The sequence below is a fragment of the Streptomyces sp. MGP-BFMKR1 genome (assembly GCF_057766585.1).
On the sequence record NZ_CM173408.1, the window covers coordinates 5,689,067 to 5,713,365 of the forward strand.

The window sequence follows — 24,299 nt, forward strand, 5'->3', positions numbered from 1 at the left end:
GCGCGTCGGGCGCCTCACCTGGGTTGAGGCGCCCGACGTGAACGCTTAGGTGACGCCGACCCGCCATGCTCGCCTCGCGGCAAGTGGTCGCTCGTAGCGACGATGGTTGGGCCCGGGGGCTTGGATCGAGCCGGCGTCACCTCAAGGCTAACAAACTCAGCGCAGAAGCCAATCCCGCTCGGGGATGCCGTCGTACGGGGCCGGAAAGGGCTTCCGGGCGGCTCGTGTGGTCTCGTATCGTGGAAAACCGTTTCCGCCATCTGCTGGATGCGGGGTGGTTACCGGGTACCGACTGGTAAGTGGGAGCATCGACAGACGCGGCCCGCCCAGCGTGGCCGCGTTCCAAGGGAACAAGGGAAAGCAGAGGAAGTCGGCCATGGCAACGGCGCCTAGCGTCTCGTACTCGATGACGGTCCGGCTGGAGGTCCCCGCGAGCGGGACCGCGGTCAGCCAGCTCACCACCGCCGTGGAGTCCTCCGGCGGATCGGTCACCGGCCTCGACGTCACCGCGTCGGGACACGAGAAGCTGCGGATCGACGTCACCATCGCCGCGACCTCCACCGCGCACGCCGACGAGATCGTCGAGAAGCTGCGCGGCATCGAGGGCGTGGCCCTGGGCAAGGTCTCGGACCGTACGTTCCTCATGCACCTCGGCGGCAAGATCGAGATGTCGTCCAAGCACCCGATCCGCAACCGTGACGACCTCTCCATGATCTACACGCCCGGCGTCGCCCGGGTCTGTCAGGCCATCGCCGAGAACCCCGAGGACGCGCGCCGGCTCACCATCAAGCGCAACAGCGTCGCCGTGGTCACCGACGGCTCCGCCGTGCTCGGCCTCGGCAACATCGGCCCCAAGGCCGCGCTGCCGGTGATGGAGGGCAAGGCCGCGCTGTTCAAGCGGTTCGCCGGCATCGACGCGTGGCCGCTGTGCCTGGACACCCAGGACACCGACGCCATCGTGGAGATCGTCAAGGCCGTCGCGCCGGGCTTCGCCGGCATCAACCTGGAGGACATCTCGGCGCCCCGCTGCTTCGAGATCGAGGCCCGGCTGCGCGAGGCGCTCGACATCCCGGTCTTCCACGACGACCAGCACGGCACGGCCATCGTGGTGCTCGCGGCGCTGACCAACGCGCTGCGCGTGGTGGGCAAGAAGACCGAGGACGTACGGGTCGTCATGTCCGGCGCGGGCGCGGCCGGTACGGCCATCCTGAAGCTGCTCATCGCGGCCGGCGTGCGGCACGCGGTCGTCGCCGACATCCACGGCGTGGTGCACTCCGGACGGCACGACCTCGTGGACGCCGACCCGGACTCGCCGCTGCGCTGGATCGCGGACAACACCAACCCGGAGAACGTCACCGGCACCCTCAAGCAGGCCGTCGTCGGCGCGGACGTCTTCATCGGCGTCAGCGCGCCCAACGTGCTCGGCGGCGAGGACGTGGCCGCGATGGCCGAGGGCGCGATCGTCTTCGCGCTGGCCAATCCCGACCCCGAGGTGGACCCGGCGGTGGCCAGGCAGACCGCGTCGGTGGTCGCCACGGGCCGCTCCGACTTCCCGAACCAGATCAACAACGTGCTCGTTTTCCCCGGCGTCTTCCGCGGTCTGCTCGACGCGCAGTCACGCACGGTGAACACGAAGATGATGCTGGCCGCCGCCCGGGCGCTGGCCGACGTGGTGCTCGACGACGAGCTGAACGCGAACTACATCATCCCGTCGGTCTTCAACGACAAGGTCGCGGGCGCGGTCGCCGGTGCCGTACGGGACGCCGCCAAGGCTGTGACCGGCACCACGGCGGTCTAGGCACGGCGCGTCGCGGTGCGAGGGGTCGCCCAAGCGGCCGTAGGGTGGCGGGCAGCACAACGGCCGCAGCCCCTGAGCAAGACGCGAAGCGAACCCTGCGGTGTGCTGCCAGGAGCGGACGGAGCGTCATCACAATGAGGCAGTGGCGCTTTTCGTGTGACTCCCCAGGGTGCCGGATTGGCTTTCGCGCCATAGGTGCGGGCAGGATGCTCCCCCGAGGACTGAAGTCCAGGGGGGACCCCCAAGGGGCGCGGAAAGATCGAAAGATCGGACCCGGGTCCGGGGACTGTCCGAGGGCCCTGGCAGCATCGGCTTCGATCTCACGCCTCATTGGCAAGAAGAACACGGGAGTACAACATGAACCGCAGTGAGCTGGTGGCCGCGCTGGCCGACCGCGCCGAGGTGACTCGTAAGGACGCGGACGCCGTGCTGGCCGCGCTCGCCGAGACCGTCGGTGAGGTCGTTGCTAAGGGCGACGAGAAGGTCACCATCCCCGGCTTCCTGACCTTCGAGCGCACCCACCGTGCCGCTCGTACCGCGCGCAACCCGCAGACCGGCGACCCCATCCAGATCCCGGCCGGTTACAGCGTGAAGGTCTCCGCGGGCTCCAAGCTCAAGGAAGCCGCCAAGGGCTGAGTCCCGACACACACGGCAGGGGCGGCCACCCACAGCGGGTGGCCGCCCCTGCCGTGTGTCCACCCCCGTGTGGCGTGGGCCACTTCGCCCGCCCGCCGCACCAGCCGGCCCGCTCTGAACCGCCGCCCACCGGACCCGCTCGCGGTGCCCAGCGGCCCGCTGGACGCCGGAAGGCGTGCTTCCAGCGTCCTGTGGGCGTACCAGGGGCGTACGAAAAGGCCCTGTACGGCGGCGTGCGGGGGCTCCCGGGCGTCCGCTGGCCCGGAAGACCGGTGGGCGGGCCCGGGGCGGCGGACGGGGCCGTTCCGTCGGCCCATGGAAAGCCGCCGCGGCGGGGTGGGCGACTGGGCCAGTGGCGGCGCCCCGGTCGACCCGGCCCGGGCGGCGCGGGGCGCCGGGCGCCATGGAGTCGTGGCGCGGGGGTCGCCGTCCGTGCCCGTCGCGGGGCGCTCTTTCGGCTTACTCCGGGGCGGGGGAGCGGGGCCCGGCGGGCGGTTCGCGCAGGGCTGGGCGGGTGGTTCGGGACGCGTATGGAGGCTGGCTGAAAACATTCGCCGTGCGCGCGAACGAGCGGCTATTTACGGCCATGATCATTCTTAGCGGACCCGCCCGCTCCGCCAGACGTGGGCGGCCCGTGAACCACGGCCGGCGCCCGGGACGGCGAGTTCGCGGCCCGGTCGGCGGTCCTCGCCGCCCGTACGCCTGAAACGGGCGCGCGACAGCGCACCGCCCCGCTCCGGGCGTACGGCCTGGGGCGGGGCGGCGGCGTGTGGTGCGCGGGGGGCGACCGGTGGGTGTCAGCGGACGCCGGCGCCCGGCAGCTCCACCTTCGCGCCCAGGTCGCCGAGCTTGCTCATGAAGTTCTCGTAGCCCCGGTTGATCAGGTCGATGCCGTGCACCCGGGAGGTGCCCTGCGCCGCCAGCGCGGCGATCAGGTACGAGAAGCCGCCGCGCAGGTCGGGGATGACCAGGTCGGCGCCCTGCAGCTTGGTCGGCCCGGAGACGACCGCGGAGTGCAGGAAGTTGCGCTGGCCGAAGCGGCAGGCGGAGCCGCCGAGGCACTCGCGGTAGAGCTGGATGTGGGCGCCCATCTGGTTCAGCGCCGAGGTGAAGCCGAGCCGGGACTCGTACACCGTCTCGTGCACGATCGACAGGCCCGACGCCTGGGTCAGCGCGACGACCAGCGGCTGCTGCCAGTCGGTCTGGAAGCCGGGGTGGACGTCGGTCTCCAGGGCGATGGCGTTCAGCGGGCCGCCGGGATGCCAGAAGCGGATGCCCTCGTCGTCGATCTCGAAGGCGCCGCCGACCTTCCGGTAGGTGTTGAGGAAGGTCATCATGGAGCGCTGCTGGGCGCCCCGGACGTAGATGTTGCCCTCGGTGGCGAGCGCGGCGCTGGCCCAGGACGCGGCCTCCAGGCGGTCCGGCAGGGCGCGGTGGTTGTAGCCGCCGAGCCGGTCCACGCCGGTGATCCGGATGGTGCGGTCGGTGTCCATGGAGATGATCGCGCCCATCTTCTGCAGTACGCAGATGAGGTCCTCGATCTCCGGCTCGACCGCCGCGTTGGACAGCTCGGTGACGCCCTCCGCCAGCACCGCCGTCAGCAGTACCTGTTCGGTGGAGCCGACCGACGGGTACGGCAGCCGGATCTTGCAGCCGCGCAGCCGCTGCGGGGCCTCCAGGTACTGGCCGTCGGCCCGCTTCTCGATCGTCGCACCGAACTGCCGCAACACCTCGAAGTGGAAGTCGATCGGCCGGCCGCCGATGTCGCAGCCGCCGAGCCCGGGGATGAAGGCGTGGCCGAGGCGGTGCAGCAGCGGGCCGCAGAAAAGGATCGGGATGCGCGACGAACCGGCGTGTGCGTCGATGTCCGCGACGTTGGCGCTCTCCACGTGTGACGGGTCCAACACCAGCTCGCCCGCCTCCTCCCCGGGGCGCACCGTCACCCCGTGGAGCTGCAGCAGCCCGCGCACGACGCGTACGTCACGGATGTCGGGCACGTTGCGCAGCCGGCTGGGCCCGCTGCCGAGCAGTGCGGCGACCATGGCCTTGGGCACGAGGTTCTTCGCGCCCCGGGCCCGGATCTCGCCCTCCAGCGGGGTGCCGCCGTGGACAAGGAGTACATCGTCGGTGCCGGTCATAAGTCTCGCGTTCCTGGGATGGGCCTTGATGAGCAAGGGGGGCAAAAGGAAAGGGTAATGGCCAACGGGAGCCGTTCCGTAAGCTCGATCGGCTCTCGGCCACCGGCCCCGGCCCCCGTGTGCGCGAAGGGTGTTCGATCGATGACTCATTGTGATGTGCGCCGTCGCTGCTGTCGTACGCCCCACCTGCTCCTGGGTCGGGACGTGGTTTCCGCCCCCCGTGTGAGCCGGAAATGCGGGATCATGTGCGCATGACCGAGGTGTCCTCGCTCACAGGACGGTTGCTCGTCGCCACACCGGCGCTTGCCGACCCGAACTTCGACCGTGCCGTCGTGCTCCTGCTCGATCATGACGAGGAGGGCTCGCTCGGCGTCGTGCTCAACCGGCCGACCCCGGTCGGCGTCGGCGACATCCTCGAATCGTGGGCCGCGCTGGCGGGCGAGCCGGGCGTGGTCTTCCAGGGCGGCCCGGTGTCGCTGGACTCGGCGCTCGGCGTCGCCGTCGTGCCGGGCGAGTCGATCGAGGGCGACCGGGTGCCGAACTCGGGCCAGTCGTCGACCGGCGAGGGCGCGGCCACCCGCTCCCGGGCGCGCGTGCGCCGGGGCGACCCCATCGGCTGGCGTCGGGTGCACGGCGCGATCGGCCTGGTCGACCTGGAGGCCCCGCCGGAGCTGCTCGCCTCGGCGGTCGGCTCGTTGCGGATCTTCGCGGGGTACGCCGGGTGGGGGCCGGGCCAGTTGGAAGAGGAACTGGTCGAGGGCGCGTGGTACGTCGTGGAGTCGGAGCCCGGCGACGTGTCGTCGCCCGATCCGGAGCAGTTGTGGCGCTCCGTGCTGCGGCGGCAGCGCAGCGAGTTGGCGATGGTGGCCACGTACCCGGACGACGCCTCGCTCAACTGACGACGCCTCGCTCAACTGGCGGCGGCGACGCGGCGCCCGGCTCGGCCGTCGGCGCGGGGCGGTGAGCCGGTGGTCGGGATGCCGGTCGAGGTCGTTCGTGGGTGGTCGGCCCGCTGGATGTGGACATCGGCGCGCCTGGGCTGCTCGCTGCTTGGCGGGCCGGGCCCGGGCAGGTGGGGGTGCTTGTCGGCGGTGTGGCGGGCCTGGTGGGCCAGGGAGTCGTCCCGGTTGGCGGTCGCCGTGTGGTTCCCGTTCCCGCAGGTCGAAGCCCCGGAGGGTGGTGTTGGTCGGGGTGGACGAGTCGTGGCGAAAAGTAGTTCAACGTTAAACCAGCTTGGGTCATGCTGGGAGTGGGCTGGCGGTCGTCGGACGGCCAGGCCCGCCCCCGTGTCAACGGAGACCCCACCAAGGAGCTGATCCGACGTGAGCCAGACCCTTCCGCTGCGCCTGCACCACCACGCGTGGATAACCGACGACCAGGAAGCCACCCGGCGCTTCTACGAGGACGTGATCGGTCTGCCGCTGGTGGCCACCTGGAGCGAGCGGGACGTGTTGTTCGGCGCCGAGCGCGCCTACTCCCACACCTTCTACGGCCTCGCCGACGGCGGAGCCCTGGCCTTCTTCCAGTTCGCCGACCCCGAGGACCAGCGGGAGTTTCGGACCGACGTCCACTTCACGCCCTTCCGGCACATCGCCTTCAAGGTCGAGCGGGAGACCCAGCACGCGCTGCGCGAGCGCGTCGCCGAGGCCGGCTACGCGGAGCCCGACACCTTCGTCGTAGACCACGGCTACTGCCTCTCGCTGTACGTCACGGACCCCAACGGGCTCATGCTGGAGTTCGTCGTCGACCACCCCGACGTGGCACGGATCGACGCCGAGCGGCGTACGACGGCACACGCCGATCTCGCCCGCTGGCTCGCCGGCGACCACACCAGCAACAACACCTGGCGCTGACGCCGGGCCGGCCCGTGGCGAAGGCGCCGCCCTGGGTTCAGCCGTCCCCGGCTCAGGCGCTCGGGGGCCAGTTCGCGCTGGTCATGGCGTAGTACTGGGCCGCCAGCGGATGGGCGCCGCGGGCCGGGATGGCCAGGTGGACGGCGACCGGGGGCGCGTTCTTCAGGCGTACGAAGCGGATGCCGGGGTGCGTGTGGCGCTGGGCGACCGACTCCGGGGCGACGCCGACGCCGTGGCCGGCCGCCACCGCCTCCAGCCATTCGTCGAAGTTGCCGCTGGTGCACGCCAGGGTGGGGCGCCGGCCCGCGGGCCACAGCTCGGGGCGGGTGGTGCCGGTGACGGTGTTGACCACGAGCGGCAGGTCGGCCAGTTCGGTCCAGTCCAGGACGCGACGGCGGGCCACCGGCGCCGCTGCCCCCGCGGCACTGCGCGCGACGACCGCGACCCGCGCCTCGTGGGCGACCACCTTGCTGCGGACCGCGTGGTGACCGTCCTGCCGGTCCCGTGGCACCTCGCCGCGTACCACCGCCACGTCACAGTCGCCGGTGTCCAGGCCGGCCAGCGGGGTGTCCCGGCGCACCAGGCGCACCCGGGCGCCGGTGGCGGGCTCGAAGGCCGCGCTCAGCCCGGCGCAGGCCAGCGGCAGCAGCGAGGTGAAGCCGAGCCGCAGCCTGGCGTGCCGGCAGGGCGCGCGCAGCGCCTCGCCGAGCCGGGGGAGCAGCACGGCGAGTTCGGCGTGAAGCCGCTGGCCGGCGTCGGTGAGCGCCACGTGGCGCGTGCTGCGGTCCAGGAGGCGGGCGCCCACGGCCTCCTCAAGGGCGCGCACGGTGCGGGTGAGCGCGGGCTGTCCGATGCCCAGCCGGTGCGCGGCGTGCGTGAAGTTGCGCTCGTCGGCCACGGCCACGAAGCCGCGCAGGTGCCGCAACTCCACGTCGGGTAGCCCGAGCAGCCCCGCGGCCACCGGCTCCCGCGCGTCGTCGCCGCTCTCCTCGTACCGCTCGTCACCACTCATGCCTCCCGAGCATAAGTGCCCGCGCTCGGGCATTTCCGCGGCGATCCGGAGAGTGCCTACGCTTCCGGCCCGCCGCCCCGTTCCGGCTGGGCCTGCCGGGCGGGGCAGGCCGCCGGTCACCCACGACCGTCAACCTCAAGGAGCGCACTGTGCGCAAGGTTTCGCTGCTCGCGCTGGGGGCGTTCACCCTCGGCCTGGACGCGTACGTGATGGCCGGGCTGTTGCCCGTGGTCGCCGACGACCTCGACACCACCGTGTCGCTGGCCGGCCAGATGGTCACGGCCTTCACCCTCGCCTACGCGCTGTCCGCGCCGCTGGTGGCCGGGCTGCTGACGGGCGCCAGGCCGAAGTCGGTGATCCTGGTCGCCCTCGCCGTCTTCACGCTGGGCAACGGGCTCACCGCCGTGGCGCCCTCGCTCGCGCTGCTGCTCGCCTCGCGCGTCGTGGCGGGCGCCGGGGCCGGGGTGTACGCGGCGCTGTCCACCGCCGCGGCCTCCGCGCTGGTGCCCACCGAGCGGCGCGGCAAGGCGCTGGCCCTGGTGATGGGTGGCATGAGCACCGGCACCGTGCTGGGCGTGCCGCTGGGCGTGCTGCTCGCCGAGCACGCGTCGTGGCGGGCCACGATGGGCCTGGTCACGGCCCTGGGCGCGGTCGCCATCGGCGGGCTCGCGGCGCTGCTGCCGCAGGTTCCGGCCGAGCCGCCGGTGCCGGCCAGGGCACGGCTCGGGGCCATCGCCGACCCGGCCGTCGCCCCCGTCGTCGGCGTCTCCTTCCTGGGCGCCGTCGCCAGCCTGGGCCTGTACACCTACCTGGCCCCGGTGCTCGAAGCGGCCGGCGACATCGACGGCGTCGCCCCCTACCTGTGGGCCTGGGGCGCCGGCGGCGTGCTGGGCAGCCTGCTGATCGGGCCGCTGGTGGACCGCACGGGGCGGGTGCGGGCGCTGGTCGCGGCCCTGCTCACCGCCGTGGGCGTGGCGCACCTGGTGCTCGCCCCGGTCGCCGGCGTACCGCTGCTGCTCGGCGCGGCCCTGGTCGTGTGGGGCGCGGGCGGCTGGGCGCTCCAGGTGCCGCAGCAGCACCAACTGCTCGCGGTCAGCGCGCGGCGCGGCACGGTGGCGCTCGCGCTCAACAACTCCGCCCTCTACCTCGGCAGCGCCGTCGGCTCCGCGCTCGGCGGCCTGGCCCTCGCGGCGGGCCTGCCCGGCGACGCGCTGCCCTGGGCCGCCGCCGCGATCCTCGGCCTCAGCCTGCTGCTGCACCTGGGCGCGGGGCGCGCGGCGAGCGCCGGGGCGACCCGCGCGCGCGGCACCGGCGCGGCGGGCGCGGGCACGGCAGGCGCCGGCGCGCCGGGGGCGGTTGGCGACGCCGCGCGAGCGGACGGCGACGGGGTGGCGTGCGGGGCCGGCGGCGCGGGCGGGGGCGCGGGCACGGCGCGTGTTGTGGACGGTGGGGCGTCGGGCACACCCCAGGCGTGAGTACCCTTGGGCTGTATGAGCACTCCTCTTCAGCCCGAGCCCGAGCGCGGGGCAGGTACCGGCACCCTCGTCGAGCCGACGCCGCAGGTGTCGAACGGCGACGGCGACCACGAGCGCTTCGCCCATTACGTACAGAAGGACAAGATCATGGAGAGCGCGCTCTCCGGATCGCCCGTCGTCGCACTCTGCGGCAAGGTCTGGGTCCCCGGCCGTGACCCGAAGAAGTACCCGGTGTGTCCCATGTGCAAGGAGATCTTCGAGGGCATGGGCGCCGGTGGCGACAAGGGCAAGGACGGCAAGGGCGGTAAGGACGGCAAGAAGTAGCCGCTGCCGGCTCACGCCGCCCGCGCCCGGAGGCTGCGCGCGCGCCCGGTCCGTATCCGCTCGGGATACGGGCCGGGCGCGCGGTGTTGTCGGGCCGGGCCGCGCAGTAAGGTCGCTGCCATGAGCGGGCGCGTGGAACGGGCGGCGTATCTGGTGTTCGGGGCCCGGGAGGTCGATGAGTCCGACGAGGGTTCGCCGACCTTCAGCCAGTTCGACAAGGACTGGGACGCACAACTCCAGCAGTGCGGCCGACTCGCCGCCGAGCGGGGCTACCAGCCCGTGGGCAGCAGCGTGTTCTCCGTGCTCCAGGCGTCCATGGACAGGCTCCTGGAGTGGGCGGACGACCCCGGCTGCGACGTCGTCCTGGTGGCCAGCCCCCGCCTGCTCCGCCGCATGCACGCCTGCTGGCCCGACTGGGACCAGGTGGTGGCCCGGCTCGGCGCGGCCGGCGCCCGCCTCGAAGCCGTGCCGTTCCCCGAGCCGGCCTACCCCGGCGAGCGCTTCCCGGAGTAGCCCCGCCCCGCGCCCCCTCCCGTACGCCTTCCCGTACGCTTCGCGCCGCGCCACACCCCACCACCACCAGGGCCGCCCCCGCGCCGCCGCCATCACGACGCGTCGTACCGCCGCCGCTTCCCGCGCCGCCGCCCGCCACGCCGCCGTTCCCGTACGGCCGTGCCTCGCGCCGCCGCTCCCCGCGCCGCCGCGCCCCCTATCGCCGCGTCCAACGTGCCGCGCCCTGCCTCGCGTTGACCCGTAGCCGGTCCCTCGATCAGGTGGAGGTGGCCGGGCCGCTCGCAGGGTTCGCTCCTTCGCCCGCTCTCAGCCGTCCGGGCCCGCGCGTGGGCTGATCGTCGCCCCCGTTCCGGAGCCGCCGGGCCTCGCCGGGCCGGGTCGTGGTCGGGCGTCGCCGCCTGGGCTGGCCGGCCGCGCGACCAACACATGTCGACATGCCGCGCCTTGTGCGCACTTTTTGCCGGTCACGAAGTGGTCGGGACCTCTTGTACGGCCAGACAACGGCCCTTAACCTCCTCCGTATTGTGCAAAGCGAAACGGGCGTTGCGCATCGTGCAACGCCACTCCGTGGGGGTTTCCGTATATGAACGTCTTTGCTCGAATAGCCGCGCCGGTGGCGGCACTTGTCGCGGCCGGCCTGACCGCCACCGCCTGCGCCCCGTCCACCTCGGACAACGAGGCGAAGAAGGACGACAAGAGCGGCACGCTGCGCGTCTGGCTCTTCCAGGAGGTGGACAACGACCCCAAGAAGAAGGTCGTCGACCAGGCCGTGGCGGACTTCCGCGGCAAGCACAAGGACGTCGACGTGGACGTCACCTACATCCCGATCAACACCCGGGCCGAGAAGATCAAGGCCGCGTTCAACGACCCGAAGAGCGCCCCTGACCTCATCGAGTACGGCAACACGGACACGGCCGGCTACGTGCAGGACGGCGGCCTCGCGGACATCAGCGAGGAGTTCGCGAGCTGGCCGCAGAGCAAGGACACCGACGCCACGGCCAAGGAGTCGGTGACCGTCAAGGGCAAGACGTACGGCTCCCCGCTCTTCGTCGGCGTGCGCGCGCTCTACTACCGCACCGACGTCTTCAAGGACCTCGGCCTCAAGCCGCCGACCACCCAGGAGGAGTTGGTCAACACCGCCGAGAAGATCCGGGCGGAGCGGGGGGATCTGTACGGGCTCGCGGTGGGCGGCGCGTACACCTACGGCGCGATGCCGTTCCTGTGGGCGAACGGCGGCGAGTTGGCCACCGAGAAGGACGGCGCCTACCGCTCGACCATCGACAGCGAGCAGTCGCAGGCCGGCATCAAGGCGTACACCGCGCTGTTCGGCGACCAGAACTGCCCGGCCAACAAGTGTGCCGAGATGGGCGGCAACGACACCGTCGAGGCGTTCGCTTCCGGCAAGGCGGGTATGGCCATCGCCGGCAACTTCAACCACCCGGCCATCGAGGCCAGCAAGGTCAAGGGCAAGTACGCGGTGGTTCCGCTGCCCGGGAAGAAGGCCGGCGAGATTGCTCCGGCGTTCGCGGGCGGAAACAACATCGGCCTGCTCAAGAGCAGTTCGCACCGCACCCTCGGCCTTGACCTGATGCAGTCGCTCACCAGCAAGAAGACGCAGGGCGCGCTCTTCGACGCGATGGGCTTCCTGCCCACCTACACCGACGTGCGCAAGGAGGCGGCGGCGCGCGAGCCGTTCGCCGAGCCGTTCGTGAAGACCCTGGACGTGGCGAAGTTCGTCCCCGCGTCGCCGGGCTGGGCCGCCATCGACGCGGGTCTGGTGCTGCCGACGATGTTCCAGCAGATCGTCAGCGGTCGTAAGGACGTGGACGCGGCGGCCGACGAGGCGCGCAAGAAGATGGACGCCGCCTTCACCGAAGCGGGCTGAGTGAGCCAGTGATGTCCCCCGACTCCTCCTCTCCGGCCCCCGGCGCGGGGCCCGGCGCCCCCGCGCCGCTCGTCCCGGCCGCCGCCGCCGCTGCCGCCCCCGCCCCGGTGTCCGCCGTGGCGAAGGGCGGGCGGCGCGGCGGCGCGGCCCCCCGCGCACCGAAGCCCGGCAGCCCCGGCGGGCTCGGCGCCTCGCGCTGGACGCCGTGGCTCTACCTGGCACCGGCCCTGATCGTGCTGGCCGCGCTGCTCGTCTACCCGATCTACCAACTCGGCCTGATCTCCTTCCTGGAGTACACCCAGGCCCAGGTCAGCGGCGGCGAGCCGGCCACCTTCCAGGGCTTCGCCAACTACACCGAACTCTTCAGCGACCGGCAGTTCTGGGAGGTGCTGGTCGCCACCCTGGTGTTCGCCGCGGTCTGCGTCTTCTCCACCCTCGTGGTCGGCTGCGGGCTGGCCGTGCTGCTGACCCGCATCCGCGCCGTGCCCCGGCTGGCGCTGATGCTCGCCGCGCTCGGCGCCTGGGCGACCCCGGCCATCACCGGCTCGACGGTCTGGGTCTTCCTCTTCGACCCCGACTTCGGCCCGGTCAACAAGATGCTCGTCTGGGTGGGCCTGTCCGGCTTCGAGGACTTCTCCTGGACCTACGACCGCTACAGCGCCTTCGCGCTGGTCCTCTTCGAGGTCGTGTGGTGCTCGTTCCCGCTGGTCATGGTGACGGTGTACGCGGGCATCAAGGCCATCCCCGGCGAGGTGCTCGAAGCGGCCTCGCTGGACGGCGCGTCCAACTGGCGCATCTGGCGCAGCGTGATGGCGCCGATGCTGCGGCCCATCCTGGTCGTGGTCACCATCCAGTCCATCATCTGGGACTTCAAGGTGTTCACGCAGATCTACGTGATGACCAACGGTGGCGGCATCGCCGGCCAGAACCTGGTGCTGAACGTGTACGCCTACCAGAAGGCGTTCGCTTCCTCGCAATACAGCCTCGGCTCGGCCATCGGCATCGTCATGCTGCTGATCCTGCTCGCCGTGACGCTGATCTATCTGCGGCTGCTGCGCAGGCAAGGAGAAGAGCTGTGAGCCCCTCGACCGCGAACCCCTCGTCCGCGGACGCCGGCTCCGCCCGCCCCGCGCTCGCCGACCGACCCGTCAGCAAGGCGCCGGCCGACCGGCCGCGGCGCGGTGCGCGGCTGCGCGTCCGCCGGCCCTGGCGGCTGGCGGCCGAGGCGGCGGCCGTGCTCATCGCCGTGGTGGTCGCCTTCCCGCTGTACTGGATGGTGCTCTCCGCGTTCAAGCCCGCCAGCGAGGTGCAGTCCAGCAATCCACGGCCGTGGACCCTGAACCCCTCCCTCGACGCGTTCCGACGCGTCTTCGACCAGCAGGACTTCGGCCGCTACTTCCTCAACAGCCTGCTGGTCGCCGGCACCGTGGTCGTCGCCTCGGCCCTGATCGCCTTCCTCGCGGCCACCGCCGTCACGCGCTTCAAGTTCAAGATGCGCACGACGGTGCTCATCATGTTCCTGGTGGCGCAGATGGTGCCGGTCGAGGCGCTGACCATCCCGATGTTCTTCCTCATGCGCGACCTGGGCGACAGCGTGCCCGGCATCGGCCTCAACACGCTCGGCTCGCTGATCCTGCCGCACATCGCGTTCTCGCTGCCGTTCGCCATCTGGATGCTGCGCGGCTTCGTCAAGGCCGTCCCCGAGTCCCTGGAGGAGGCCGCCTACCTGGACGGGGCGAGCCGCACCCGCTTCCTGTGGCAGATCCTGTTCCCGCTCGTGCTCCCGGGGCTCATCGCCACCAGCGTGTTCTCCTTCATCTCCACCTGGAACGACTTCCTGTTCGCCAAGTCCTTCATCATCAGCGCGACCGAGAACTCCACGCTCCCGATGGCGCTCCTGGTGTTCTTCAAGGACGAGGGCAACGACTGGGGCGGCATCATGGCGGCCTCGACGATCATGACCATCCCGGTGCTCGTCTTCTTCGTCCTGGTCCAGCGGCGACTCGTGTCGGGCCTCGGCGGGGCGGTGAAGGACTGACGGCCCGGTTCTCGGCGAAGGGGCCGGCCCCGCCCGGGACTCGGGCGGGGCCGCGCCCCGTGCCCTGACCGTCGCCGCGCTGGCCGGCCGCGCGCCGGCCGTCGGCCACCGTCCGCCCACCACTGGCCACCGCTTGCCCGCCGCCGGCCGCGCCCGGCCGCCCGGGGTGCGCACGGCCGGCGCACGGCTGCGCGGCAGCGGCGCACCGGCGGGCCCCGACGGCGCATGGCCGCGCCCGGGCGCATCGATGACACGGGTGACATGAGCGGCATCGACGGCATGGGCGGTGTGCGTGGTGTGGGTGATACGGGCTACTTGGGCACCCCGCCGCCGGGGCACGATGCCGACGCGGGGGCCGGCCGCCCACCGGGCCGGCGTCCCCGCCCGGCCTCGCGCGCCCACCCCGCCCGGCACCGCCCGGCACCGCCCGGCCTCGCTCCGCCCCCGCTTGACACCGCTGGGCCCTGTTCATGCCCGCTCGGACGTCCGAGCGAGGGGCGGCCCCGATCGTGTGAGTCCGTCGGTGCGCGGAGCGGGTCGCTCCGCCGTCCGGTAACGGTGGACCCGTGACGCGGTGCGAGCCGCGCGGTGTCCCCCGAAGCCCCTGAAGACTGGCATTCCACCAGCAAGCGGAAATCGTCCGGAACTTCGGTGAAATCGGACTATCCGCATCTCTGGGATGGAACCCCGCTTCGTGGACCCTCGCGGCGGCGGGTCGTCGATGTGTGCCAGAGTTGCCACGTCCAGGCCGTCAGCACGTACCGTACGGCTGGCAGCCGGGACACCGGGGACCGGGGAAGGGGCATCTGGTTGACCACGCACGTACCGCACGCAGCGCACACGGTGACGCTGCCGGGCTCGCTCGACGAGGCCGTGGCGGCGTTGACCGCCATGCCCGCGGCCGTGCCCGTCGCGGGTGGTACCGATCTGATGGCGGCCGTCAACTCCGGGCTGCTGCGGCCCGCCGCGCTGGTCGGCCTCGGCCGGATCAGCGAGATCCGGGGCTGGCAGTACCAGGACGGGCACGCCCTGCTCGGCGCCGGACTGACGCACGCCCGCATGGGGCGCCCCGACTTCGCCGCGCTGATCCCGGCGCTGGCCGCCGCGGCGCGCGCCGCGGGACCGCCGCAGATCCGCAACGCCGGCACCCTCGGCGGCAACGTCGTCACCAGCGGGCCCACCGGCGACGCGCTGCCCGTGCTCGCCGCGCTTGAGGCCACGCTCGTCATCGTCGGCCCCGACGGCAGCCGCGAGATCCCGGTCAGCCACCTGTTGGCGGGCGTGGAGATGCTGCGGCCCGGCGAGTTGGTCGGCTTCGTCCGCGTTCCGCTGCTGCACGCCCCGCAGACCTTCCTCAAGGCCACCGGCCGCACCGGCCCCGGCCGCGCCATCGCGTCGGTGGCCGTGGTGCTCGACCCGGCCCGCCGAGGCGTGCGCTGCGCGGTCGGCGCCGTCGCCCCGATGCCGCTGCGCCCGCTGGACGCCGAGGCGTGGGTGGCCTCGCTCATCGACTGGGACGGCGCCCGTGGCCTGGCCCCCGAGGTGCGCGCGGCCTTCGGCGAGTACGTGGCCGCCGCCTGCATCCCGGACCCGCCGGCGCCCGAGGACGGCGCCCACGAACCACCCCCCTTGCCGCCCGCCGCCCTCCACCTGCGGCGTACGGTGGCGATCCTGGCCCGCCGAGCACTGGGGAGGGCGCTCGCATGACCTCTGAACACCACCCGCGCGGCCCCGGCCACCCGGCAGGGCCCGACGCCGAGCCGCGCCATGCCGAGGAGCCGGAGCACGGCGCGCCCGACGCGGGGTACGGGGTGCCCGCCGGCGCGCCGCAGGCGTTCGCCGGCTGGCAGCCGATGCCGAGCGGCCCGGAGTACGACGCCGAGGGCACCGCCTTCGTGCAACTGCCGCCCGAGCTGGCCGACCCGTCGGCGCCGCTGCCGCAGGGCTGGGACCCGCTGGCCGCGCCCGGCACCGGCTACACGCCGCCCCCCGGCGCCCACTGGCACCCGCAGTCCACGCCGCCGCGGCTGGCCGCGGGCCCCGAGGACGGCGGGCACGTCGACGAGCGGGACGCGCAGCCGTACGCGACGCCGTACGACCAGCCGTACGCACAGCACGCCGGGCCCGCCGACGGGCCCGGCGCCGACCCGGCCGCCACCGGCCACTGGTCGCTGCCGCACGCCCCGGACCAGGGCGCCGACCCGACGCGCGGCGGCCAGCCCGCGACCGGACAGTGGTCGATCCCGCTCGCCGCCGACGACGGCCCCGACGAGGCGGGCGAGTTCCCGCGCGGCGAGCACCGCCAGGCCGGCTACGGGCAGCGGGGCGCGGCCAAGCCGGACGAACACGCCCCGGGCCACGGCCAGCAGGGCCACCCCGGCCAGCAGGACCCCGCGCACGATCCGTACGGCGACCACGGCGCGCACGACGCGGGCGGGGCGGACGCGCAGGGCCAGCCGCACGACCCGCACGCGACCGCGCAGTGGCCGGTGCCCTCGGCGCTCGGCGGGACCGGGCAGTGGACGCTGCCCACCGTCGGCGACGACAGCGTCGAGGAAACCGGCGAATACACCATGAGCGCCTACCGGTTCGGGCTGCCCCCGCACCCGGGAGGCCCGCAGACCAACCGGCCGCACCCGGGCGAGCCGGCGCCGGCCGCGCAGACACCGGGCGCCGGACCGCAGGACCACGACTCCTACCCGCCCGGCTACCCGGCCGACGCGACCGGCCCCGCCGACTACGGCCACGGTGCCGACCCCGACCAGGCGCCCTACCCGGAGCCGGGTTACCCGGCGCAGGCCGGCCCCGACGCCGACGAGCCCGAGCCGGGCCACCCCTACGGCGGTCCGGAGCAGGCCCCGTACGCTACCGACCGGCCGGGCCCCGGCCGGCCCGAGGACACCGCCGGGCACGGCGTGCCGAACCCGGCCCAAGCCGACGGCGGCCTGCCCGGACAGCAGGTGGGCGAGCGGCCGGAGCCCGGCGAGCGGCCGGGCCCCGGCGAGCAGCGGGGACCGGCGGCGCAGGGGCCGGGACCGCACGAGCCGCACCGCCCGCAGGGCGTTCCGCAGTGGCCGACGCCGCCGGCCGGCGACGCGAGCACCGGCCAGTGGCCGGTGGCGGGCGCGGCGGAGCGCGGCGAACCGATGCCCGGGCAGGCGCCGGAGGCGTACGCGCTCGCCGACCGGTTGGTCGCCCCGTACCGCCCCCGCCCCGCGCACCAGCCCGAGCAGCCGGAGTACCCCGCGCACCCCGACGGCGCGGAGGTCACCGGCGGTGCCGGCGAGGTAGCGGACGACGACCAGCGCGGTCCGGACGCCGGCCAGCCCCCCGGCGCCCCGGCCGCGGCGCGGCACTGGGCGCCCGGGGAGGCGGCGGCGGGCCACGCCGCGGCGGACCAGGCGCCCGCCGAGGCACAGGCCGACGACGCGGCCCAAGCCGGTGACGGAGCCTCGACCAGCGACGAGCAGCCCGCGAGCGTGGGCGGCGGCCCGGCGCGCCCCGAGGCCGAGCACACCGACGGGCCCGCTGCCGATACGCCCGCTGCCGCCACGCTCGACGCCGCGCAGGACGCGCCGGTGCGCGCGGACGAAGCGCCGCACGCCCCGACCGCGCCCGGCGACGGCGTACGCGCCGACGCCTCCCCGGACGCCCACGCGCCGCAGGGCGCCGCCGGCGAGCTGGGGGACGTGCCGGCCGCCCGGCTGCCCTGGCCCACGCCCGGACCGGACGGCCAACTGCCGGACGCGTCCGGCCAGTTCGGCTTCTCCGTCGCCCCCTCCGGTGCCGCTGCGGCTGCCGGCGCCCACGTGCCGGCCCAGGGCGACCCCGGGCACGACGACCCGGCCCAGCCACCGCACGGGGAGCAGCCGCCGCAGGGCGAGCAGCACCCCGCGCCGGCGCACCCCGGCGCGTCCGGCGTTGACACGCACCCCGGCGCCGACGCACACCCCGACGACGCCGGCGACCCCGGCGACCCGGCCGTCGCGGGCCCACACCAGCCGACGCCCGACGCGGCACCGGCACCTGACGGCGTGCCGACCGCCGACGCCGTACCGACCGCCGACGGCGCGACGCGGGGAGACGGCCAGCCGAGCCCCGCCGGTGAACCGGGCGCCGAGGCCGCCCCGTTCGCCGGTCCGGCGGACCAGGCCCCGGTCACGGGCGCACCGGCCGCCGCCCCCGAGGCCACCGCCCCGCGCACGCCCGCGCAGGGCACCCGCGCGCCCGCCCCACCGGTACAGGGCGCGCCCGTACCGGGCATGCCGACGCACGGCACACCGGCGCACGGGACCGCGACCCACGGCACCCCGGCGCAGGGCACCCCCGTACCCGGCACCCCGGCGCACGGCACACCCATCCAGGACGCCTCCGGCCACGCGACGCCCGCGCAGGGCACGCCGATCGACGGCGTTCTCCCGCACGGCACCCCGCCGCACGGCACGCCCGCGCAACCGGACGGCGTGGCGACGCAGGACAGTGCGACGGCACAGGACGGCGCGGCGGCACAAGACGGCGCGACGACTGAGGACGGCGCGGCCACCGCCGCGCGCACGCCCATCGCCCTCGGCCCGGTCGCCACCGACGCCGCACCCGCCAACGCCGGACCCGCCAACGCCGGACCCGCCAACGCCGGGTCCACCGACGCGGGTTCCGCCGACCCCGGCTCGGCTGACCCCGGCGCGCCCAGCTCGGCGCACCCCGTCGCGGACGGCGAGGCTTCCCGTACCGACGCCTCCCACGCGGACGCGCCCCGTACCGACGTCTCCCGCACCGACGGCGCCGGCTCGGACCTGGCCAGCGCGGCCCTGAGCGGTGCGCGGCCCGCGCACGACCCGGCCAGTGGCGTGGCCCAGCCGACCCACGCCGACGTCGAGCCGACCCACGCCGACACGGGACCCGACGCCGGCGCGCACCTCGCCGCGATCCCCGGCCCACGCCGGGCCGTGGCGGCCGAGCCGCAGCCCGCTGCCGGCGGTGACGTCGATGGCCACGACGGCGCCGACGCCACCGGCGCCCACACGAGCGCCGGTCACGCCGATGCCCCGAGCGGAGCCGACGCCCCGGTCGGACCCGGTGCGGGGGAGGACCCCGGAGCCGCGACGGCCGACCACGCCACGGCCGACCAGCCGCACCCCGAGGGCGCGGGCGACGACCCCACGGCCGGCCCCGACGCAGGACCCACCGGCAGCTCCGTCACCGACGCGACCGACCCGGACGCCGCCGAGAGCCCCGAGGACGACGGCCCCGCCGCCGTGCCAGCTCCGGCGCGACCGGACCCGACCGGCGCCGACGGCGCCGAGGTGACGGCGGGCGCGCCCACGTCCGAGGTGTCCGGCGACGCCGACGCGTCGGCCGCCGCCCCGGCCTCCGGGTCCGCCGCCACCGAGGCCGCCCCCGCCGACCCGCACACCGAGCACCCGTTGGCCTCGTACGTACTGCGGGTCAACGGCGCCGACCGGCCCGTGACCGGCGCGTGGATCGGCGAGTCGCTGCTGTACGTGCTGCGCGAGCGGCTCGGCCTCGCGGGTGCCAAGGACGGCTGCTCGCAGGGCGAGTGCGGGGCCTGCTCGGTGCAGGTCGACGGGCGCCTGGTGGCCTCCTGCCTGGTGCCGGCCGCGACCACCGCCGGGTCCGAGGTCCGCACCGTGGAGGGGCTGGCGACCAACGGACAGCCCAGCGACGTGCAGCGGGCGCTGGCCGCCTCGGGCGCCGTGCAGTGCGGTTTCTGCGTGCCGGGCCTCGCGATGACCGTGCACGACCTGCTTGAGGGCAACCACGCGCCCACCGAGCAGGAGTCCCGGCAGGCGATCTGCGGCAACCTCTGCCGCTGCTCCGGCTACCGTGGCGTGCTCGACGCGGTACGCGAGGTGGTGGCCGGCCGTGAGGCCGCCGCTGCCGCCGCCGACGAGGCCGCGCACGACAGCGCGGCCGGCGACGGCGGCCCCGCCGCCAACCCGGGCCACGGCCACGGCCAGTTCCCGCCGCACGACGCCCCGCACCCCGCCGACCCCTCGGCGGTCCCGGGCGCGTTCCCGGCGGGCTACCCCGGGCACGGAGCGCCGCAGGGCGCGCCCGTCGCGTACGACGCCGGGCACGACCCGCTGGGCCAGGGCACGGGCCACACCACACCCGACTACACGGGCTACGGCACCGACGGCCAGGGCGTCAGCTACGGCGGCCAGGACCCCGCCTACGGCGGTCAGGATCTCCCCTACGGCGGCCAGGACATCGCCTACGGCGGTCAGGACCGCGCCTACGGCGACGGGGCGCTTCACGACGACGGCGGCAGCGGAAGGCAATCGGCATGACGGGAACCGCGGACGGCCACGGCGCCGCCACCGTGCCTGCGACGGCGGTCGGTGCGGTGCCGGGGCCGCCGGCACCGCACGGGCTCGGCGTGTCCGTGCCGCCGCTCGACTCCATCGCCAAGACGCAGGGCGTCTTCCCGTACGCCGCCGACCTGTGGGCCGAGGGGCTGCTGTGGGCCGCGGTGCTGCGCTCCCCGCACCCGCACGCGCGCATCGTCTCCATCGACACCACGGCGGCGGCTGCCATGCCGGGCGTGCGGACGGTGGTCACGCACGCGGACGTGCCGGGCGACGCCGCGCACGGGCGCAAGGTCCTGGACCGGCCCGTGTTCGCCGCCGAGTTGGTGCGCCACCACGGTGAGCCGATCGCCGCCGTGGCCGCCGACCACCCCGACACGGCCCGTCTCGCGGCGGCGGCCATCGCCGTCGAGTACGAGGTCCTCGACCCGGTCACCGACCCGGAGCAGGCGTTCAGCGCCGAGCCGCTGCACCCCGACGGCAACCTCATCCGGCACATCCCGCTCAGCTACGGCGACCCGAGCGTGGTCGGCGACGTCATCGTCGAGGGCGTGTACCGGATCGGGCGCCAGGACCCGGCGCCGATCGGCGCCGAGGCCGGGCTCGCCGTGCCGCGCCCGGACGGCGGCGTGGAGCTGTACACCGCCTCCACCGACCCGCACGCCGACCGCGACCTGGCCGCCGCCTGCTACGGGCTGCCGCCCGAGTTGGTGAAGGTCGTCGTGACCGGCGTGCCGGGCGCCATGGGCGAGCGGGAGGACGCCGGCATGCTGCTGCCGCTCGGCCTGCTCGCGCTGCGTACCGGCCACCCGGTCAAGCTGGCCGCGACCCGCGAGGAGTCCTTCCTCGGGCACGCGCACCGCCACCCCACGTTGCTGCGCTACCGCCACCACGCCGACGCCGAGGGCACGTTGCTCAAGGTCGAGGCGCAGATCCTGCTGGACGCCGGCGCCTACGCCGACACCTCGGCCGACGCGCTGGCCGCCGCCGTCTCCTTCGCCTGCGGCCCGTACGTGGTGCCGCACGCGTTCATCGAGGGCTGGGCGGTGCGCACCAACAACCCGCCCTCGGGCCACGTGCGTGGCGAGGGCGCGATGCAGGTGTGCGCGGCGTACGAGGGCCAGATGGACAAGCTGGCGGCCAAGCTCGGCCTCGACCCGGCCGAGTTGCGCATGCGCAACGTCATGGCCACCGGCGACCTGCTGCCCACCGGCCAGACCGTCACCTGCCCGGCCCCCGTGGCCGACCTGCTGACCGCGGTCCGCGACGAGCCGCTGCCCGCGCTGCCGGGGGACGACGCCGACGCGGACGAGAGCGAGTGGCTGCTGCCCGGCGGCCCGGACGGCGCGGGCGACCCGCAGGCCGTGCGGCGCGGCGTCGGCTACGGGCTCGGCATGGTGCACATGCTGGGCGCCGAGGGCACCGACGAGGTGTCCACGGCCACCGTCAAGGTGCAGGGCTCGGTGGCCACCGTGGTCTGCGCCGCCGTGGAGACCGGGCAGGGCTTCAGCACGCTGGCCCGGCAGATCGTGCAGGAGACCCTGGGCGTCGAGGAGGTGCACATCGCGCCCGTCGACACCGACCAGCCACCGGCCGGGCCCGCCGCCCGTGGCCGTCACACCTGGGTGTCGGGCGGCGCGGTGGAGCGGGCCGCGAAGATGGTCCGTACGCAACTCCTCCAGCCCCTGGCGCACAAGTTCGGCATGTCGACGGAGCTGCTGACCATCGCCGACGGCAAGATCACCTCGTACGACGGGGTGCTCAGCACGACCGTGGCCGAGGCGCTGGAGGGCAAGGAGCTGTGGGCCACGGCGCAGTGCCGGCCGCACCCGACGGAGCCGCTGGACGACTCGGGGCAGGGCGACGCGTACGTGGGGCTCGCGTTCTGCGCGATCCGGGCCGTGGTGGACGTGGACGTGGAACTCGGCGCCGTCCGCGTGGTCGAGCTGACGGTGGCCCAGGACGTGGGGCGCGCGCTGAACCCGCGGCAGCTCAGGGCGCGCATCGAGGCCGGCGTCACGCAGGGCATCGGCGCCGCCCTCAGGGAGAACCTGCGCACCTCGCGCGGCATCGTCCGCCACCCCGACCTGACGGGTTACGCCCTGCCGACCGCGCTCGACGTGCCCGACATCAAGATCGTGAAGCTGATCGAGGAGCGCGACGTGGTGGCGCCGTTCGGCGCCAAGGCGGTCAGCGCGGTGCCGGTCGTCACCTCCCCGGCGGCGATCGCCTCCGCCGTGCGCGCGGCCACCGGCCGCCCGGTGGGCCGGCTGCCGATCCGGCCCCAGTCGGCCGTCGCGCACGACGAGCGGCGCTAGGGCTGGCCCGGCCCACCGGGCCAGCCCCCAGCCGTCCCTGCGTACGAGCACGACCACCAGCACGCCCGACCCCGTGCCCGGCCCGGTGCCCGAGCCCCCTGTGCCCGGCCCCCGTGCCCGGGCCCCCCGCGCGTGCTCGTCGCGGCCGACGTCATGGCCGCCCGGCCCGCCCGCCAGCGGCCGTGCCGGGTGGGTCAGTGGGGGCCGGCGGTCGTGCGTGGGCCGTTCCCGGCGTGCCGGTTCGGGCGGCCGTGGTCGAGCCAGGCGCGTTCCCACTGGCGGGTCAGCGCCGGGTAGACGACGAGGTACCGGAACGGGAGGATCGCGGCCATGTAGAGCCGGCCGAACAGTCCGTTGTCCTTGACCAGCGCCGCCATGCGCAGTTCGTGTCCGCCGTCGTCGGTGGGCACCCAGCCCAGGTGCATGATGGTGTGGACGGTCTTGTTGCCCAGTTCGCGGGCCGCCTCGTTGTCGAGCTGGTAGACGTCGGAGAACGGGTCGGTGCAGGGGACGGCGTCGCGCACGGTCCGCGCGAGGTCCGGCGGGAGCCGGTCGCGCAGCGAGGTGACCCGCCCGCCCAGGCCCGCCTGGGGAGTGTCCCAGCCGAGCAGGGCGCCGAGCTTCCAGCGCACCGCGAACAGAAACCGGACCGGGGCGGGGTCCCTCCGGGTGTCGTAGGCCGTCTTCAGCGCCTTGAGCATCACGGGGAAGTCGTCGGGCCCGGCGTCGGGCGCGCGGAAGGACCACACGTCCTCGATCCGGAAGTCCCGGGTGAACTCGTGGACCCGCCACGGCTGTGCGGTGTGGGCGGCTTTCGGGATGCGCATCGGTCGTTCCTTCCGAGCGGGTGTGCTCTGCCGATGGGGCCGGAACCGGCGGTGGTGCGGCCGGCCGGCCGCCCGTCGATGGCCGCGACGGCGCCTGCCCGGGCCACGCTCCTCAGCGCGGACGGTGTGCCGGGACACGGTCGCGGCGGAGTAACGAGACCGACCGTTTTGGAACTACCGGTTTCGTTACTCCTGGTTCCGTATGATGCGCCCATGCCCGCTCGAAAGCAAGCACGTAACCCGGGGGGCCGGCCCCGGGACAGCCGCGTCGACGACGCCATCGCCACCGCCGTACGGGAGCTGCTGGTCGAGGTGGGATACCCGCGCCTCACGATGGCCGAGGTGGCCGCGCGGGCCGGCGTGGGCAAGGCGGCGATCTACCGGCGCCACGCCACCAAGCAAGAGATGATCTTCGATGTCCTGCTGCCGGACCGGTTCCTGGCCGTGCCACCCGACCACGGGTCGCTCCGCGCCGACCTGGCCGCCGTGCTCGCCGAGGTCGCGGAGGCCATGGCGTCTCCGCCACCGGGGACGGTCCCCGGCCTGTTGGCCGACATCCACGCCGACCCCGCGCTCCACGACCGGTTCACCGAGAGGTACCTGGGGGCCCAGCGCCGGACCCTGACCGAGATCCTCGACCACGCGAGCGCGCGCGGTGAACTCACCACCCGCCCCGACCCGGCCGTGCTCAACGCCCTGCTCGTCGGCCCCGCCTTCGCCTGGCTGTTCCTGCTGTCCGAGCCCCCCGCCGAACTCCCCGCCCTGACCTCCGCGCTCCTCGACGCGGCGGTGGCCCTGGCGACCCAGGACCCCCCGGCGCCCCGGATCACGCCCGCCTGACCCGCGCGGTCACGGGGGCCACACGAGGGAGCGAGCCGGGTCGCTCCGCGCGACCCGGCCCGCTCGTCGTCGTACGGCGGCCGTCAGCCGGCCGGCTCCGTCAGCCGGCGCAGGCTGGCCGGGCGCAGGTCGCTCCAGTGCTCCTCGACGTAGGCCACGCACGCGGCGCGGCTGTCCTCGGGGTGCGCCACCGTCCAGCCCGCCGGTACGGGGGTGATGGCGGGCCACAGCGAGTGCTGGCCCTCGGCGTTGACGAGCACGAGGTAGCGGGCGTCCTCGTCGTCGAACGGGTTCGTCATGGGTGGTCCTTCCG

17 protein-coding genes and 1 pseudogene are annotated in these 24,299 nt (G+C 74.6%); 14 read left to right on the forward strand and 4 right to left on the reverse strand.

Annotated features, from left to right (window positions below; genetic code table 11):
* The first annotated feature begins 376 nt into the window (after positions 1-376).
* Positions 377-1,798: an NAD-dependent malic enzyme gene (locus tag AC3CHW_RS22460; RefSeq protein WP_176161899.1), complete on the forward strand. Its 1,422-nt coding sequence runs from the start codon at positions 377-379 to the stop codon at positions 1,796-1,798.
* 357 nt (positions 1,799-2,155) lie between these two features.
* Positions 2,156-2,434, forward strand: a complete 279-nt coding sequence (locus tag AC3CHW_RS22465; protein WP_176161898.1) for an HU family DNA-binding protein — start codon at positions 2,156-2,158, stop codon at positions 2,432-2,434.
* A 797-nt stretch (positions 2,435-3,231) separates the two neighbouring features.
* Here AC3CHW_RS22465 and murA read toward each other — a convergent pair.
* Positions 3,232-4,572 (reverse strand): UDP-N-acetylglucosamine 1-carboxyvinyltransferase, encoded by a 1,341-nt coding sequence (murA, locus tag AC3CHW_RS22470; protein WP_398610800.1) that lies wholly within the window; start codon positions 4,570-4,572, stop codon positions 3,232-3,234.
* Between the two features lie 251 nt (positions 4,573-4,823).
* Here murA and AC3CHW_RS22475 point away from each other — a divergent pair, with 251 nt between their 5' ends.
* Positions 4,824-5,471 (forward strand): YqgE/AlgH family protein, encoded by a 648-nt coding sequence (locus tag AC3CHW_RS22475; RefSeq protein ID WP_398610799.1) that lies wholly within the window; start codon positions 4,824-4,826, stop codon positions 5,469-5,471.
* 423 nt (positions 5,472-5,894) lie between these two features.
* Complete coding sequence (locus AC3CHW_RS22480; protein WP_488467653.1) at positions 5,895-6,425, forward strand: VOC family protein; 531 nt, start codon at positions 5,895-5,897, stop codon at positions 6,423-6,425.
* A 52-nt stretch (positions 6,426-6,477) separates the two neighbouring features.
* On the opposite strand, the gene AC3CHW_RS22485 is transcribed toward AC3CHW_RS22480, so the two are convergent.
* Positions 6,478-7,437, reverse strand: a complete 960-nt coding sequence (locus tag AC3CHW_RS22485; protein ID WP_488467654.1) for a LysR family transcriptional regulator — start codon at positions 7,435-7,437, stop codon at positions 6,478-6,480.
* A 149-nt stretch (positions 7,438-7,586) separates the two neighbouring features.
* On the opposite strand from AC3CHW_RS22485, the gene AC3CHW_RS22490 reads away from it, so the two are divergent.
* From AC3CHW_RS22490 to AC3CHW_RS22530, 9 genes and pseudogenes are all read left to right on the forward strand, one after another.
* Complete coding sequence (locus tag AC3CHW_RS22490) at positions 7,587-8,912, forward strand: MFS transporter (protein WP_488467655.1); 1,326 nt, start codon at positions 7,587-7,589, stop codon at positions 8,910-8,912.
* A gap of 15 nt (positions 8,913-8,927) precedes the next feature.
* Positions 8,928-9,236, forward strand: a complete 309-nt coding sequence (locus tag AC3CHW_RS22495) for a DUF3039 domain-containing protein (protein ID WP_176161892.1) — start codon at positions 8,928-8,930, stop codon at positions 9,234-9,236.
* A gap of 120 nt (positions 9,237-9,356) precedes the next feature.
* Positions 9,357-9,749: a recombinase family protein gene (locus tag AC3CHW_RS22500; RefSeq protein WP_176161891.1), complete on the forward strand. Its 393-nt coding sequence runs from the start codon at positions 9,357-9,359 to the stop codon at positions 9,747-9,749.
* Between the two features lie 583 nt (positions 9,750-10,332).
* Positions 10,333-11,634, forward strand: a complete 1,302-nt coding sequence (locus AC3CHW_RS22505; protein ID WP_398610794.1) for an extracellular solute-binding protein — start codon at positions 10,333-10,335, stop codon at positions 11,632-11,634.
* An 11-nt stretch (positions 11,635-11,645) separates the two neighbouring features.
* Positions 11,646-12,713 (forward strand): carbohydrate ABC transporter permease, encoded by a 1,068-nt coding sequence (locus AC3CHW_RS22510; protein ID WP_488467656.1) that lies wholly within the window; start codon positions 11,646-11,648, stop codon positions 12,711-12,713.
* A gap of 110 nt (positions 12,714-12,823) precedes the next feature.
* Positions 12,824-13,672 (forward strand): carbohydrate ABC transporter permease, encoded by an 849-nt coding sequence (locus AC3CHW_RS22515; protein WP_187063086.1) that lies wholly within the window; start codon positions 12,824-12,826, stop codon positions 13,670-13,672.
* Positions 13,673-14,482: 810 nt separating this feature from the next.
* Positions 14,483-15,379, forward strand: coding sequence for an FAD binding domain-containing protein (locus tag AC3CHW_RS22520; protein ID WP_187087840.1), 897 nt, complete (start codon positions 14,483-14,485; stop codon positions 15,377-15,379).
* Positions 15,380-18,630: 3,251 nt separating this feature from the next.
* A pseudogene (locus AC3CHW_RS22525) lies at positions 18,631-19,683 on the forward strand ((2Fe-2S)-binding protein); the annotation flags it as partial.
* Between the two features lie 296 nt (positions 19,684-19,979).
* On the forward strand, positions 19,980-22,319 hold the full coding sequence (locus AC3CHW_RS22530) for a xanthine dehydrogenase family protein molybdopterin-binding subunit (protein ID WP_488467657.1): 2,340 nt from the start codon (positions 19,980-19,982) through the stop codon (positions 22,317-22,319).
* A 194-nt stretch (positions 22,320-22,513) separates the two neighbouring features.
* Here AC3CHW_RS22530 and AC3CHW_RS22535 read toward each other — a convergent pair whose 3' ends face one another.
* Entirely contained in the window at positions 22,514-23,146 is a 633-nt protein-coding gene (locus AC3CHW_RS22535) for a DUF2867 domain-containing protein (RefSeq protein WP_488467658.1), read from the reverse strand.
* 213 nt (positions 23,147-23,359) lie between these two features.
* Here AC3CHW_RS22535 and AC3CHW_RS22540 point away from each other — a divergent pair, with 213 nt between their 5' ends.
* Positions 23,360-23,986: a TetR/AcrR family transcriptional regulator gene (locus AC3CHW_RS22540; RefSeq protein WP_488467659.1), complete on the forward strand. Its 627-nt coding sequence runs from the start codon at positions 23,360-23,362 to the stop codon at positions 23,984-23,986.
* 83 nt (positions 23,987-24,069) lie between these two features.
* On the opposite strand, the gene AC3CHW_RS22545 is transcribed toward AC3CHW_RS22540, so the two are convergent.
* A complete protein-coding gene (locus AC3CHW_RS22545) occupies positions 24,070-24,285 on the reverse strand; it encodes an MbtH family protein (RefSeq protein WP_176161886.1) in 216 nt (71 codons plus the stop codon).
* Positions 24,286-24,299: the final 14 nt, after the last annotated feature.

What these genes read in the sequence shown, in the direction of transcription:
- AC3CHW_RS22460 (WP_176161899.1), top strand. Translation starts at nt 377, where the DNA reads ATGGCAACGGCGCCTAGCGTCTCGTACTCGATGACGGTCCGGCTGGAG.
- AC3CHW_RS22465 (WP_176161898.1), top strand. Translation starts at nt 2,156, where the DNA reads ATGAACCGCAGTGAGCTGGTGGCCGCGCTGGCCGACCGCGCCGAGGTG.
- murA (WP_398610800.1), bottom strand. Translation starts at nt 4,572, where the DNA reads ATGACCGGCACCGACGATGTACTCCTTGTCCACGGCGGCACCCCGCTG.
- AC3CHW_RS22475 (WP_398610799.1), top strand. Translation starts at nt 4,824, where the DNA reads ATGACCGAGGTGTCCTCGCTCACAGGACGGTTGCTCGTCGCCACACCG.
- AC3CHW_RS22485 (WP_488467654.1), bottom strand. Translation starts at nt 7,437, where the DNA reads ATGAGTGGTGACGAGCGGTACGAGGAGAGCGGCGACGACGCGCGGGAG.
- AC3CHW_RS22495 (WP_176161892.1), top strand. Translation starts at nt 8,928, where the DNA reads ATGAGCACTCCTCTTCAGCCCGAGCCCGAGCGCGGGGCAGGTACCGGC.
- AC3CHW_RS22500 (WP_176161891.1), top strand. Translation starts at nt 9,357, where the DNA reads ATGAGCGGGCGCGTGGAACGGGCGGCGTATCTGGTGTTCGGGGCCCGG.
- AC3CHW_RS22505 (WP_398610794.1), top strand. Translation starts at nt 10,333, where the DNA reads ATGAACGTCTTTGCTCGAATAGCCGCGCCGGTGGCGGCACTTGTCGCG.
- AC3CHW_RS22510 (WP_488467656.1), top strand. Translation starts at nt 11,646, where the DNA reads ATGTCCCCCGACTCCTCCTCTCCGGCCCCCGGCGCGGGGCCCGGCGCC.
- AC3CHW_RS22530 (WP_488467657.1), top strand. Translation starts at nt 19,980, where the DNA reads ATGACGGGAACCGCGGACGGCCACGGCGCCGCCACCGTGCCTGCGACG.
- AC3CHW_RS22535 (WP_488467658.1), bottom strand. Translation starts at nt 23,146, where the DNA reads ATGCGCATCCCGAAAGCCGCCCACACCGCACAGCCGTGGCGGGTCCAC.
- AC3CHW_RS22540 (WP_488467659.1), top strand. Translation starts at nt 23,360, where the DNA reads ATGCCCGCTCGAAAGCAAGCACGTAACCCGGGGGGCCGGCCCCGGGAC.
- AC3CHW_RS22545 (WP_176161886.1), bottom strand. Translation starts at nt 24,285, where the DNA reads ATGACGAACCCGTTCGACGACGAGGACGCCCGCTACCTCGTGCTCGTC.